The 12,649-nt window shown below is 41.5% G+C and carries 13 protein-coding genes; 10 read left to right on the forward strand and 3 right to left on the reverse strand.

Going from position 1 to position 12,649, the window contains the following annotated elements:
• Positions 1-74: 74 nt before the first annotated feature.
• The 10 genes from G509_RS0107020 to G509_RS0107075 all read left to right on the forward strand — a co-directional run bounded on the left by G509_RS0107020 (position 75) and on the right by G509_RS0107075 (position 10,772).
• On the forward strand, positions 75-1,358 hold the full coding sequence (locus G509_RS0107020; RefSeq protein WP_026990868.1) for a citrate synthase: 1,284 nt from the start codon (positions 75-77) through the stop codon (positions 1,356-1,358).
• 157 nt (positions 1,359-1,515) lie between these two features.
• Positions 1,516-2,106 carry a hypothetical protein gene (locus tag G509_RS0107025; RefSeq protein WP_026990869.1) on the forward strand — a complete coding sequence of 197 codons (591 nt, stop codon included), beginning with the start codon at positions 1,516-1,518 and terminating at the stop codon, positions 2,104-2,106.
• A 7-nt stretch (positions 2,107-2,113) separates the two neighbouring features.
• Positions 2,114-2,704 carry a hypothetical protein gene (locus G509_RS0107030; RefSeq protein ID WP_026990870.1) on the forward strand — a complete coding sequence of 197 codons (591 nt, stop codon included), beginning with the start codon at positions 2,114-2,116 and terminating at the stop codon, positions 2,702-2,704.
• 183 nt (positions 2,705-2,887) lie between these two features.
• Positions 2,888-5,098: a C25 family cysteine peptidase gene (locus G509_RS0107035; RefSeq protein ID WP_026990871.1), complete on the forward strand. Its 2,211-nt coding sequence runs from the start codon at positions 2,888-2,890 to the stop codon at positions 5,096-5,098.
• 102 nt (positions 5,099-5,200) lie between these two features.
• Positions 5,201-6,115, forward strand: coding sequence for a dimethylarginine dimethylaminohydrolase family protein (locus tag G509_RS0107045; RefSeq protein WP_026990872.1), 915 nt, complete (start codon positions 5,201-5,203; stop codon positions 6,113-6,115).
• A 12-nt stretch (positions 6,116-6,127) separates the two neighbouring features.
• Complete coding sequence (ctlX, locus tag G509_RS0107050) at positions 6,128-7,063, forward strand: citrulline utilization hydrolase CtlX (protein ID WP_026990873.1); 936 nt, start codon at positions 6,128-6,130, stop codon at positions 7,061-7,063.
• Between the two features lies 1 nt (position 7,064).
• Positions 7,065-7,478, forward strand: coding sequence for an RrF2 family transcriptional regulator (locus G509_RS0107055; protein ID WP_026990874.1), 414 nt, complete (start codon positions 7,065-7,067; stop codon positions 7,476-7,478).
• Positions 7,479-7,896: 418 nt separating this feature from the next.
• A complete protein-coding gene (locus tag G509_RS0107065; RefSeq protein ID WP_026990876.1) occupies positions 7,897-8,613 on the forward strand; it encodes a phosphoadenylyl-sulfate reductase in 717 nt (238 codons plus the stop codon).
• Positions 8,614-8,615: 2 nt separating this feature from the next.
• Positions 8,616-9,527: a sulfate adenylyltransferase subunit CysD gene (cysD, locus tag G509_RS0107070; protein WP_051199995.1), complete on the forward strand. Its 912-nt coding sequence runs from the start codon at positions 8,616-8,618 to the stop codon at positions 9,525-9,527.
• Positions 9,528-9,530: 3 nt separating this feature from the next.
• The gene (locus tag G509_RS0107075; protein ID WP_026990878.1) at positions 9,531-10,772 is read left to right on the forward strand and encodes a sulfate adenylyltransferase subunit 1; all 1,242 of its coding nucleotides are present in this window, start codon (positions 9,531-9,533) and stop codon (positions 10,770-10,772) included.
• 72 nt (positions 10,773-10,844) lie between these two features.
• Here the strand turns inward: G509_RS0107075 and G509_RS0107080 are convergent, their stop codons facing one another.
• The 3 genes from G509_RS0107080 to G509_RS0107090 all read right to left on the reverse strand — a co-directional run bounded on the left by G509_RS0107080 (position 10,845) and on the right by G509_RS0107090 (position 12,558).
• Positions 10,845-11,291, reverse strand: coding sequence for a hypothetical protein (locus G509_RS0107080; protein ID WP_026990879.1), 447 nt, complete (start codon positions 11,289-11,291; stop codon positions 10,845-10,847).
• Positions 11,292-11,355: 64 nt separating this feature from the next.
• Positions 11,356-12,006 (reverse strand): MarC family NAAT transporter, encoded by a 651-nt coding sequence (locus G509_RS0107085; protein WP_026990880.1) that lies wholly within the window; start codon positions 12,004-12,006, stop codon positions 11,356-11,358.
• An 18-nt stretch (positions 12,007-12,024) separates the two neighbouring features.
• A complete protein-coding gene (locus G509_RS0107090; RefSeq protein ID WP_026990881.1) occupies positions 12,025-12,558 on the reverse strand; it encodes a hypothetical protein in 534 nt (177 codons plus the stop codon).
• Between the last annotated feature and the right edge of the window lie 91 nt (positions 12,559-12,649).

Below are 12,649 nucleotides of genomic sequence, written 5' to 3' on the forward strand. Positions count from 1 at the left end.
TTCTTTATAAATAAATAGTAATTTATTAAATTCGCAGGAACATATTTTTTCCGAACCAAAATAAACTAAATACAATGTCAAATATTGCAATATTGGAGATTGATGGCAAGAGATACGAGTTCCCTACTTTTGTAGGTACAGAAAATGAATTGGCCATTGATATTGAGAAACTACGCAGCGAGACCGGTGCTGTTACAATGGATCCGGGCTTTAAAAATACAGGTGCCTGCAAAAGCGCGATTACTTTTCTTGATGGAGAAGAAGGTATACTTCGCTACAGGGGCTATTCTATAGAGCAGCTTGCCGAACAATCTAACTTTTTAGAAGTTTCTTACCTCCTTATTTTTGGCGAATTGCCAACCGCTGCACAAATTGAAAAATTTGAGAACGATATAAGAAAATACACCCTTGTTAACGAGGAGATGAAAAACATCATTGATGGTTTTCCTAAAAACGCCCACCCAATGGGTATCCTTGCATCGTTAACCAGTGCCCTTACTGCATTTAACCCTGCACCGGTTAATGTAGCTAAAGAAGACGAACTTTACGATGCCATTTGCAAAACTATGGGTAAATTCCTGGTTATTGCTACCTGGACTTTCAGGAAAAACATGGGCTACCCTCTTAACTACTACGATAACACTAAAGGTTATGTAGAAAACTTTATGAGGCTTATGTTCGAACTTCCTACAGGACCGTACCTTCGTAACGAAACTGTAGTAAACGCATTAGACAAATTGTTTATACTGCATGCAGACCACGAGCAAAACTGCTCTACATCTACAGTACGTATTGTAGGTTCGTCTCACGCCGGCCTGTTTGCTTCTATATCTGCAGGTGTATCGGCACTTTGGGGTCCGCTTCATGGTGGTGCTAACCAGGCAGTGCTGGAAATGCTTGAAGAAATACAAAACAACGGTGGCGATGCCGATAAATACCTTGCAAAAGCTAAGGATAAAGATGATCCGTTCCGCCTTATGGGCTTTGGCCACAGGGTATACAAAAACTTCGACCCAAGGGCTAAGATCATTAAAAAAGCGGCCGATGATGTATTGGCAGAGCTTGGTGTTAACGACCCTATTTTAAACATTGCCAAAAAGCTGGAAGAAGCCGCTTTGCAGGATGAATACTTTAAATCAAGAAACCTGTACCCTAACGTAGATTTCTACTCGGGTATTATTTACAGGGCATTGGGTATACCAACAGAAATGTTTACTGTATTGTTTGCTATTGGCCGCCTACCGGGCTGGATTGCACAATGGAAAGAAATGCGCGTAAACAAAGAGCCAATAGGCCGTCCGCGTCAAATATATACCGGTGCCCCGCTACGCGATTTTGTAGAACAGAGCGCAAGATAATTCTGTAAAGAATAAAATTATAGCTAAGCCCTGCCTTTTGGTAGGGCTTTTTTTGTTTCGGGATACTCTTAAAGAAACGTTAATTGCGGATTTCCCGTAACGCGAATGAGGAAAATCGTAAGGAAATCATGTAATTAAGTTGTAAGATTGTACGACTATGAGATATACCTTGCTACTATTATGTGTTGTTTTGTTTTCCTGTTCTTCTGCGAAAAAGGACTACAGTGTTATAAATGATTTTTTAGATACAGAACTCAATACTGTAAAGTATGATACCCTTTTTGTAAAAATCAAGGCAATTGACCGAATTGAAGGGCTTAAAAAATATGAGCAAGCGTATAAAGAACGTAACTATGGTACAGATAAGCTGCGGCAAATGTGGATAAACCCTCCACTAAATCCGTGGCCAATAGACAGTCTTGAACTTGAAGGTCTCAAAGTACAACTTTTAAAAGATGAAAAAAAATTATGGAACAAAAGTGATTTTAGAAACAGGGGTCTTATTATGACAGAGTCTGCTGTGCATAACGATAAGGAGTTTTTAAGGCATCACTTACGTCCAGACAATTATGTGCTTAATATCTCACGGCCTTTTTATGATAAAAAGCAATTGTATGCCTTTTTTCTGTACTATCATAGTCCCATATTTGGTAATGGGTCAAGCAGTACTTCGGGTTTAATTGTTATGAAAAAAACAAATGGCAAGTGGGTACAAGTTTCGTGGATTGAAAATGAAGTGTATTATTAATAGAATTATGAACTACTTAATTATAATTTTAGCGTTTATACTTGCGCTACCAGGTGTAGCTCAAACTAAATTTTCTGAAAATCAGATAAAAATAATTAATGTTGAGCTTAACAGGCAAAAAAGCGTTTTTTCCAATAAATACGATACTAAACCTATTATAGGAGATTCTATACTTGTAAACAGGGCAGTAATTAAAAATGATAAAAGCCCCGACGATTTAAAGCTTTGGCTTGAAAACGTAAAAGCAAAAGGGCTTACCGCATCAGATTATATTGATATTTTTGGGAAAGACAGTTTGGATTTGTATGATTTAAATGTTGAGCGATGTGCGGAATGGACCCAGGAAGCTTTTCCAAATTTAAAAGTGTCTATTTACTACGAGGGTAAATATAAAGATACTAATACCGGTAAGGCAAAATCATTAATGGCTTTTAGCAATGCAACTACTTTGTTTTTATCTGTACCTCAAATAAGAAAAGATCAAAAATATGCCCTGATCCAAACATCAAGCGCAAAACACGGCGGCGTATTGAGTATTTACAAGAATACACATCAGGGCTGGGAATTATATAAAAATGTGATTTTATATTATGAATAAAACTACATCTTTTTATGATATAAAGATTCCTTACAATTAAGCTTCGCAATTTGCGGGGCTTTTTTTGTTTTAAACTGTTATAATAGCAAAACAGTTACCTCGCATCTAAATAATTGCACTGTATTTGCATTTGTAATAAATAAAAAACTATTTTTATGCGTCTAACCAACAATTACTTACGCTATGAAAAAACACTTTACCCTTGCAGCTTTGTTGCTCTTTTCGTGTGCTAAACTTTCGGCACAAAACATTAAGTTAGTTTCAGATAAAGCAAGCCAGATCGTGCTTAGCAATTCGGCTAATCCAAATTCAAGCTTTCAAAAAACGGTAAATGGCGTGGCTTACAAAGATTTTAAAGATGTAAAAGTCTTTACCATGCAAAAAGATGCCCCGGCATTGCCTGCTTACCGCAGTTCGGTCATCATCCCCGATGGGGCCAATGTAACCTTAGAGGTATCTTATGACAGCTATATAGATTATACTGATGTAAATATTTTGCCTTCTAAAGGTAGTCTTAAACGCAATATAAACCCGGCCGATGTGGCTTATGGTTTTGGAGCAGCCTACCAGCAGGATGCTTTTTACCCGGGCAATTTAGCAGAAGTTAGCTCGCCTTACACATTGCGCGATACAAGGGGGGTAACGGTGTCTTTTTATCCGTACCAATACAACCCGGTTACAAAAACGCTGCGGTTGTATAACAACATTACGGTTAAGGTACTTTCTAACGGAGGCAGCACCCGTAAAAATATAGCGCCTACAGCGGCTTTTAGTGCAATATACAGTCAGTACTACCTAAATGCAGGGCTTTACAATCCGGCTCCGGAGGTAGGCGAAATGCTTGTTATTGCACCTGAAGATTACCTGGAAACCCTTTCAACTTTTAGCGAGTGGAAAATCCAGAAGGGTATAAAAACAACCACGGTAACGTTAGCCGAGGCGGGCGAATCTCCGGAAGAAATAAAAGAATTTATAGCTGAATTTTATCAGGATAACCCGCAATTGGTGTATGTGTTGCTTGTAGGCGACCATGAAGATTTGCCAACGTATAGCTATGGCTACAGCGGGTCGGAACAATTGTACAGCGACAGCTACTATGGTCAGCTTGAGGGTGATGATTACTTTCCTGAAGTGTTGGTTGGGCGTTTCTCGGGCACGGTGAGTGATGTTAACGTTATGGTTAACCGTACGTTAGAGTATGAAATTAATCCGCTGGAAGGCGACTGGATTACTAAAGCCGTAGGTATTGGCTCTAACGAGGGCGACGGCTATGGCGATGATGGCGAACCCGACTGGCAGCACCTTAGGAATATAGGCGATAAGCTTACCGAGAAAGGCTATAGCTTTATTTACGAATTTTATGATGGCAGCCACGGCCTTAACGACCTAACCGATAGCCCAAGTGCTACAATGATATCTGATGCGGTTAACGATGGTGTGGGACTGCTTAATTATACCGGCCACGGGGCACAGGATATTTTTGTTACAGGATCTTACACATCAGCCGATGTAAATGCATTGGAAAATTCGGGTAAATATCCGTTTGTAATTTCGGTGGCATGCAATAACGGTACGTTTGTAAACGGGTCATCGTTATGCGAATCGTGGCTAACCGTACAGCACAATGGCGCTCCTGCCGGTGCAGTTGCGGCCTGCGGATCGTCAATTTTAATGGCGTGGGCAGAGCCTATGCAAACACAGGACGAAATGACCGAGCTTATTGTGGGCTCTGACCCTGATAATGTAAAAACTACCCTTGGCGGCTTGTTTTACAACGGCCAGCTTAGCATGTTAGAAACCTATAATATGAGCACTACAGCTGTAGAGGTTATGCAGACCTGGGTGTTTTTTGGCGACCCATCGGTAGTGTACCGCAATGCACCTGCCGAGGCTCTTGTGGCTACACATGTAACTACTATACAACAAGGAGCAGAATCGATTACTGTGTATTGCGAAACTGTGGGAGCTTTGGTAGCCATTACACAAAATGGCGTAATTATAGGCACCGGTGTTGTAGAAGATAACGGGCAGATAACCATAGAACTTATTAGTTTTGAGGCAACAGATGGGCCATTAACAGTTACGGTTACCAACCAAAATTACATTCCGTACCAGGCTGCGGTAGTTGTAAGCACGCTTTCAACAGATGGTTTCGCCGTATCAAACCTTGTGGTATATCCTAATCCGGCTAAAGACCATGTTACAGTAGGTTTTGCAGCAGCGGGCACATCTCAAATTGAAGTGCGCGACATTAGCGGCAAGCTGTTGTATACATCGGGAGCTATTACTGCTGAAAGGCATACAATAGATACTTCGGGCTATGCATCGGGTATTTATTTAGTATCGGTAAACAGCAACGGAAAAAAACAAACGCAAAAAATTATCATTAACTAATAAAGCAGCCACATCAATACATTTTTAGTATTTATTATGACTATGCTATTAAAAAAGGCCTCTACATGAGGCTTTTTTTTATATTTGTGCAAAATATAAGCCATGCTGCATATAAATGTAACGAACGAAACATCCCGATTGCGGTCGGTTATACTGGGCACTGCCGAAAGCAACGGTCCAACGCCTGCTATACATGAGGCATACGACCCAAAATCGCTGGAGCACATACTTGCGGGTACCTATCCTGTGGAAGACGATATGAAGGCAGAAATGGCGGCTTTGGTAGCGGTTTTTAATAAATATGATGTTACGGTATACCGGCCTCAGATTATTGAGAATTACAACCAGATATTTAGCCGCGATATTGGTTTTGTTATAGACGATTACTTTATAAAAGCCAATATTTTACCCGACAGGGAGAGGGAGCAGGGCGCAATAGAATATATTGTGAGCCAGATAGACCCGGCAAAAGTTATTACCCCGCCCGAAGAGGTACACATAGAAGGTGGCGATGTTATAGTGTGGAACGACCATATATTTATTGGTACCTACAAAGGCAGCGATTACAAAGATTACATAACGGCGCGCACCAACATGCACGGCGTAAATTTTATAAAAGAGCTTTTTCCGAATAAAATTGTAAAGGAGTTCGACCTGGTTAAATCACGGATTGAGGCGCGGGATAATGCGCTGCATTTAGACTGCTGTTTTCAGCCCGTAGGTAAAAACAAAGGTGTAATTTATAAGAGCGGATTTCGTGAAGAGGCAGATTATATGTATCTTGTAAACCTGTTTGGGGCAGATAACCTTTTCCATATCGACAGGGAAGAAATGTATAACATGACCTCGAACTTTTTTTCGATAGACAGCGATGTTGTAGTTATAGAAAAGAATTTTACACGGTTAAAACACTGGCTGCAAAGCAACGGCTTTATTGTAGAAGAAGTGCCGTATGCCGAGATATCTAAACAGGAAGGTTTGCTAAGGTGTTCTACACTACCTTTGCTAAGAGATTAATTTAAGTTGAAAATGAAACAGATTACAGATACTATACTAATGATTCGCCCGGTAGCTTTCAGGATGAACGAGCAAACCGCGGTAAATAACTACTACCAAAAAGTTATAGACAGCCTTTTGCCGGCTACGGTAAACGCTAAGGCCCAGGCCCAGTTTGATGCTTTTGTAGAAAAGCTTAAGGCCGTTGGCGTTAATGTTATTGTAGTAGATGATACCGTAGACCCTGATACCCCCGATTCGGTTTTTCCTAACAACTGGGTGTCGTTCCATGAAAATGGCGATGTGGCTTTATACCCAATGTTTGCCGAGAACCGCAGGGCAGAACGCCGTGAGGAGTTATTAGACCTTGTAGAAGACCATGGTTTTACCATTAATAATATTGTTGATTATACCAGCGCCGAAGAAGATGGTTACTTTTTAGAAGGTACCGGGGTTCTGGTTCTGGATAGGGAACACCGCAAAGCGTATTGCGCCCTTTCGCCACGTGCCGATGAGGAGCTGATGATTGAGTTTTGCGAAGATTTTGAATACAACCCCGTTATATTTGAAGCTTTCCAAACGGTAGATGGCGAACGCCTGCCTATTTACCACACTAATGTAATGATGTGTATTGGCAGCACTTTTGCTGTTATTTGTGCTGATTGCATAGACGACAAAAAAGAACGTAAAATGGTTCTTGAAAGCCTTAGAAAGGATGGCAAGGAAATTGTATTGCTAACCGAAGCGCAACTAAACCATTTTGCAGGTAACATGCTGCAGGTACAGGGTGCTAATGATAAAAGCTATTTGGTAATGAGCGATGCTGCAAGGCAGATACTTACTAAAGACCAGGTGGGCAAGCTGGAAAAGCACACCGAAATTTTAACGGCAAACCTTGATACTATCGAAGCTTGCGGCGGCGGAAGCGCGCGCTGCATGATGGCCGAAATATTTTTATTAAAAAAATAATATGCTCTCTAAAAAAACTAAGTACGGATTAAAAGCACTCATTTACATCGCCAGGCAAGACCCGTCGGTGCCGGTGCTCATATCTGATATTTCAGAAAAGGAACAAATACCTAAAAAGTTCCTTGAGGCTATATTGCTCGACCTTAAAAAGTTCGGTATCCTTGGTTCTAAAAAAGGCAAGGGTGGGGGGTATTATTTGCTAAAAGACCCTAAAACCGTTACAGCCGCAACATTAATAAGGGTTTTAGATGGCCCTATTGCCATGCTACCGTGCGCAAGCCATAACTTTTACGAGCGTTGCGACGATTGCCCGCACGAGGAAAAATGCTCGCTAAACCATTTTCTTATCACCGTACGCGATAATACACTGAGTCTGCTTCAGCAAAAAACACTGCACGATCTAACAGTGTTGTAATGTTTTGCAGCAACTAATTAAGGCAGTCTGTCATTCTGAGCGCAGCGCAGCGTAGTCGAAGAATCTCTTTCAGACACGAATTTCGCGAATTTTTATAAGTAATTAACAGCATTTCCTTTTAAGGGCTAACGTTCAATAGCATTCGTGGTATTACCCTCTTTTGGAGGGGTGCCCGTAGGGCGGGGTGGTTCTATTCAATATAAATACTTGTTTTTAAGTCGTTAACCACCCCGGCTTTCAGCCACCCCTCCAAAAGAGGTGAATTCCAATCTGTATTCATTACCCGTATTTTTCCCTCCCTCAAAAAAAATATTTTAAATAAGTCTATAAGTTCTATAGGGTAATGGTTATATTTGAAAAATATTTTTACCATTACCGGCAACGCCGCATTTTGCAGCAGCCAAGAGCCTGAAGAATAATGAAGGAGAAACTAAAATACCTGAATAACGAAATAAAGGGGATGGCGTTGGCCGACTCCATTCCGTATATCATAAAAAACTTTGAAGGCAAAAAGGTGTTTTCTACCTCTTTTGGTATAGAAGATCAGGTGCTTACCCATTACATTGCCCCGTATGCTGAGTTTGTGTCGACTTTTACACTCGATACCGGCCGCCAGTTTAACGAAACCTACGAGGTTTTCCAGAAAACCCAAAACAAATATCCTAACCTGGATATTGCCACATTTTTCCCCGAAGAACAGGATATTAAGGCCTATGTGGCTTCGCAGGGCATTAACGGCTTTTACAATAGTGTAGAGAGCCGAAAGGAGTGCTGCCGCATACGTAAGGTGGTACCGCTGCAAAAGGCCATTAAAGGGGCTGATTTGTGGATTACCGGCCTTCGGGCGGAACAATCCGAGAACCGTGAGCACATGGACCTGCTGGAGTGGGATGAGGCCAACCAGCTTGTAAAATTCAATCCATTGTTACTCTACACCTTGAAAGAAATTGAGGCTATCGTAAACACGTATAACATTCCGCTGAACAGCCTGTATAAAAAAGGCTATCTAAGCATTGGCTGTGCGCCCTGCACCCGCGCCCTTGCCGAAGGCGAACCCTTTAGGGCTGGCCGCTGGTGGTGGGAAGACGGTAAAAAAGAGTGCGGCCTGCACATACACACTGATAAAAATTATTAAAAATGACACAACATACTAACCCCTATACGCACCTGCAAACGCTGGAAGATGAGAGTATTTACATTATCCGCGAAGTGGTGGCGCAGTTCCAGAAACCTGTACTGCTTTTTTCGGGTGGTAAAGACTCTATAACTTTGGCCCGACTGGCGCAAAAGGCCTTTTACCCGGCCAAGATTCCGTTCCCATTTCTGCATATCGATACCGGGCACAACTTTCCGGAAACTATAGAATTCCGCGACCAATTGGTTGAGGAGTTGGGTGTAGAACTGATTGTACGTTACGTTCAGGACAGTATCGACCAGAATAAAGTAAAGGAAGAAACCGGTAAGCACGCTAGCCGTAATGCCCTGCAAACGGTAACGCTGCTGGATGCGATAGAAGAATTTGGCTTTGATGCCTGCATGGGTGGTGCCCGCCGCGACGAAGAGAAGTCGAGGGCTAAAGAACGTATTTTCTCTGTGCGTGATGATTTTGGGCAATGGGATGCCAAAAAACAACGCCCGGAATTGTTCAACATCTTTAATGGTAAGATCCATTTTGGCGAGAACGTACGCGCTTTCCCAATAAGCAACTGGACCGAGGAAGATGTGTGGAATTACATTAACCATGAGGGTATTGGCCTGCCTACCATTTACTTTGCGCATACGCGCAAGCTGGTTAAGCGGGATGGTGCTTTTTTGGCCTTTTCTGATTACCTGAATTTGGTGGATACTGATGAGATAGTAGAAACCGTGGTGCGTTTCAGGACTGTGGGCGACATGACGTGTACCGCAGCGTTTGTGTCCGAAGCATCGGCAATTGAAGATATAATGTACGAAAACAAATCCTCTAAATCTTCGGAGCGGGGTGCGCGCATAGACGACAAGCGAAGCGAAGCGGCACTGGAGCAACGTAAAAAAGGAGGCTATTTTTAAGATATGGATTTACTAAGAATAAATACAGCGGGTAGTGTAGATGATGGCAAAAGCACACTAATTGGCCGTTTTTTGAATGACAGCCATGCCCTTACAATAGAACAGGAAGAACTTATTGCCCGTAAAACCAAAGAAAAAGGGTTGGATGACCTTGATTTTTCAGTCATTACCGATGGACTTATTGCCGAAAGGGAGCAGGGCATTACCATTGATGTGGCGCACATTTACTTTTCGAGCGCCGAGAGGAAGTTTATTATTGCCGATAGTCCGGGCCATGTAGAGTATACGCGCAACATGGTTACAGGTGCTTCAAATTCAGAGGTTTCGATAATACTTATCGATGCCCGTAAAGGATTACTGGAGCAAACGCACAGGCACTATTTTATAAGCAGCCTGCTGCGGTTAAAAACAGTGGTGTTCTGCATCAATAAAATGGACCTTGTAAATTACAGTGAAGATGTGTTTTTAAACATCGCGTCGGAAATCAATAAAATGACGGCACAGTTTGACCATACGCCTGATATTCATGTGCTGCCCATCAGTTCGCTTAAAGGCGATAACGTGGTTAACTCGTCAAATAATACCGATTGGTATAAAGGTGATACCCTATCGGGAATACTCCATAAAATTATACCGAACGGTATAGAAAACGAAGAATTTGCTTTAGATGTGCAGCAGGTATTGCATGTGCAAAACAGGGAATTTACTGATTACCGGGCTTATGCAGGGCGCATTATCAGTGGCAGGCTTGCCGTGGGCGATGAGGTTACGGTGCTGCCATCGGGAACAAAAAGTGAAGTGGCAGAGATACGTAAGTTTACCAGTACGCCCACATCGGCCAATGCGGGCGAGTCGATACAGCTTCGCCTTAAAAACGATGTAGATATTAGCCGTGGCATGATGCTGGTTAAAAAACCTAACGAAAAGCTGCTATCTAAAGATATCAACGCCACCTTGGTGTGGATGGACGAGAAACAAGCTTCGTTATCAGGTAAGTACATTTTACAGGCGGGTACACGTACCGCAGTTTGCAAATTGCAGGCTATTGAGGCAGTTATCCCACCCGAAAATCCATCAGAAACCTACGAGGCTTCGGCTTTGAAACTGAATGATATAGCCAAAGTGCAGCTAAAGACGGCTGCCCCGGTATTTTTAGACTCGTTTAAAACCAACAGGCTAAACGGTGTGTTTATTTTAATAGATACCCAAACCAATAATACCGTTGCCGTTGGCTTTGTAGAATAATCTTATCCCAAATAGTTTGTATAGTGTTAAAAAGCATGAGGTTAGCGCCTTGTGCTTTTTTGTTTCTTATTGTTATGCTCCAATAAAGCCTCTCAATTTTTTGTCTTTATTAATCTGGTACATAAATGTACCTGTAGAATCTCCGTTTTCATATTCAATAAAAAGCACTCTCCTGCCAATTCTCTTTATATAATGATCAGATCTGTCGTCAAACAATGTGCTTTTCAAACTATAGTACATAGTTTTTACCTTCCTGCCGTATACTATAACATAATCATGTTTAGCAAAGTTAAGTGATGACTTGCAGGCAGAACCAATTTTGGCTGTCCTGGAATTTATTTTTGAATATTGTTCAAAATCTTTATCTAAATGAAGTACGACATAAGCATCCGGGCGAAATTCTTTATCGCCTACATACGAGCAAGTTAAGTTGAAATCCAGATTTGTTTTATGAAAAAAGACAATTGTAAAACAGGCAAATAGTAAAGACGTTAATAATATATAATACAATTTTTTCATCTTTAAAGGTTATAACTATCTGATATTGTTTTGTTTATAAATACGACTGAAATCTATGTATTTATTACTTCGGCAAGTTGATGTTACTAAAATCTATCCCCTCTACAATATTTACTATAGAGCTGCTAATGTACTGTACACCAATGGCAATTACTATAAAACCAATAATACGCGATATGGCAACAATACCCGATGCTCCCAGTATACGCGACAGGTAGTGGGCACTGCGCATTACTAAAAATATAACGGCAGCTACGGCAGCCATTGCAACACAGGTAATTATCTGTTCGTCTATTTGCTGGTAGTCCTGGTGCATGGCTATAAGTAATGATATTGAGCCCGGGCCGGCAAGCATGGGTATGGCAAGCGGGGTAAGGGCAATATCGTTACGTTTTTGGGCATCGTTCTCTACCTCTTTGTGTACGCCGCGGCCTTTGGTGAATTTTCTATTCAATAACGAGAAGCCTGAGTTTACAATAATAAACCCGCCTGCAATACGCAGAGCATCAATACTTATACCAAAGAATGCCAAGGCATATTGCCCAACAAAAAATGAGATAAGCAATATTATGAACACGTTTATAGCTGTCCAGAACGATATGCGCTGTCGTTCGCGGTTGCTATCGTCCTGGGTTAGGCCCACAAATATAGGCACAGCCCCAAGTGGGTTGATTACAGAAAAAATGGCTACGAAAATTTTTATGAATAATTCCATAGAGGGTTGGGTAAAAGGTTATGGTATAGTTGGTTGTGTTGTATTAGTGGTGGCATCCTGGTAATAACATATAGCAAGCTGCGGCAGTATGGAGAACATAACAGTCTCGTAACCGGCCTGTTCATCGGTACTTAAAGCTACCATATAACAGTTGTTTACAATGCCTAAGTACGTGAACAGTGGCGAAAACAGCGTGATGCCCACTTTGTGGCGGGTGTTGTCGGTAATATCGGTGTTTACAATGTCGAGCTTGTATCCGGTAAACGGAAAAAACGTGGTGCCCAGCACATCGGACAGGCGGTAAAAATTGCCTTTTAACTGTGCTACATAGCTTTGTGCGGCCATGCCTGTAAGGAAGTGAAGCTGTTCTGCCTTTGGGTTTTCAGAGAGCAGTTCTCTAAAGGTAGGCTTCGGATTTTCTTTAGAATTGAACAATTGCTGTTGCATAAGGTACTCTTTATAAGTATCTTCAAAGATATACCTGTCCCAGGCAGCAGTAGCGGAATTATCTATAATCACACGATAAGCCAGGCGTATTTTAGGGTAAGGCATACGTCAAACAAGTGTTACAAAATTCTATAAAAAAGAAAAGAGAGAATAAATCCTCTCTTTTCCAAATATACAAATAACCAACAATAAAATG

Origin of the sequence: Flavobacterium subsaxonicum WB 4.1-42 = DSM 21790 (assembly GCF_000422725.1) — a bacterium.
Lineage (GTDB): Bacteria > Bacteroidota > Bacteroidia > Flavobacteriales > Flavobacteriaceae > Flavobacterium > Flavobacterium subsaxonicum.

Coding starts and splice junctions, on each gene's coding strand:
- ctlX (WP_026990873.1), top strand. CDS start 6,128: ATGAAACAGATTACAGATACTATACTAATGATTCGCCCGGTAGCTTTC.
- cysD (WP_051199995.1), top strand. CDS start 8,616: ATGACACAACATACTAACCCCTATACGCACCTGCAAACGCTGGAAGAT.
- G509_RS0107025 (WP_026990869.1), top strand. CDS start 1,516: ATGAGATATACCTTGCTACTATTATGTGTTGTTTTGTTTTCCTGTTCT.
- G509_RS0107080 (WP_026990879.1), bottom strand. CDS start 11,291: ATGAAAAAATTGTATTATATATTATTAACGTCTTTACTATTTGCCTGT.
- G509_RS0107045 (WP_026990872.1), top strand. CDS start 5,201: ATGCTGCATATAAATGTAACGAACGAAACATCCCGATTGCGGTCGGTT.
- G509_RS0107055 (WP_026990874.1), top strand. CDS start 7,065: ATGCTCTCTAAAAAAACTAAGTACGGATTAAAAGCACTCATTTACATC.
- G509_RS0107035 (WP_026990871.1), top strand. CDS start 2,888: ATGAAAAAACACTTTACCCTTGCAGCTTTGTTGCTCTTTTCGTGTGCT.
- G509_RS0107085 (WP_026990880.1), bottom strand. CDS start 12,006: ATGGAATTATTCATAAAAATTTTCGTAGCCATTTTTTCTGTAATCAAC.
- G509_RS0107020 (WP_026990868.1), top strand. CDS start 75: ATGTCAAATATTGCAATATTGGAGATTGATGGCAAGAGATACGAGTTC.
- G509_RS0107075 (WP_026990878.1), top strand. CDS start 9,531: ATGGATTTACTAAGAATAAATACAGCGGGTAGTGTAGATGATGGCAAA.
- G509_RS0107065 (WP_026990876.1), top strand. CDS start 7,897: ATGAAGGAGAAACTAAAATACCTGAATAACGAAATAAAGGGGATGGCG.
- G509_RS0107090 (WP_026990881.1), bottom strand. CDS start 12,558: ATGCCTTACCCTAAAATACGCCTGGCTTATCGTGTGATTATAGATAAT.
- G509_RS0107030 (WP_026990870.1), top strand. CDS start 2,114: ATGAACTACTTAATTATAATTTTAGCGTTTATACTTGCGCTACCAGGT.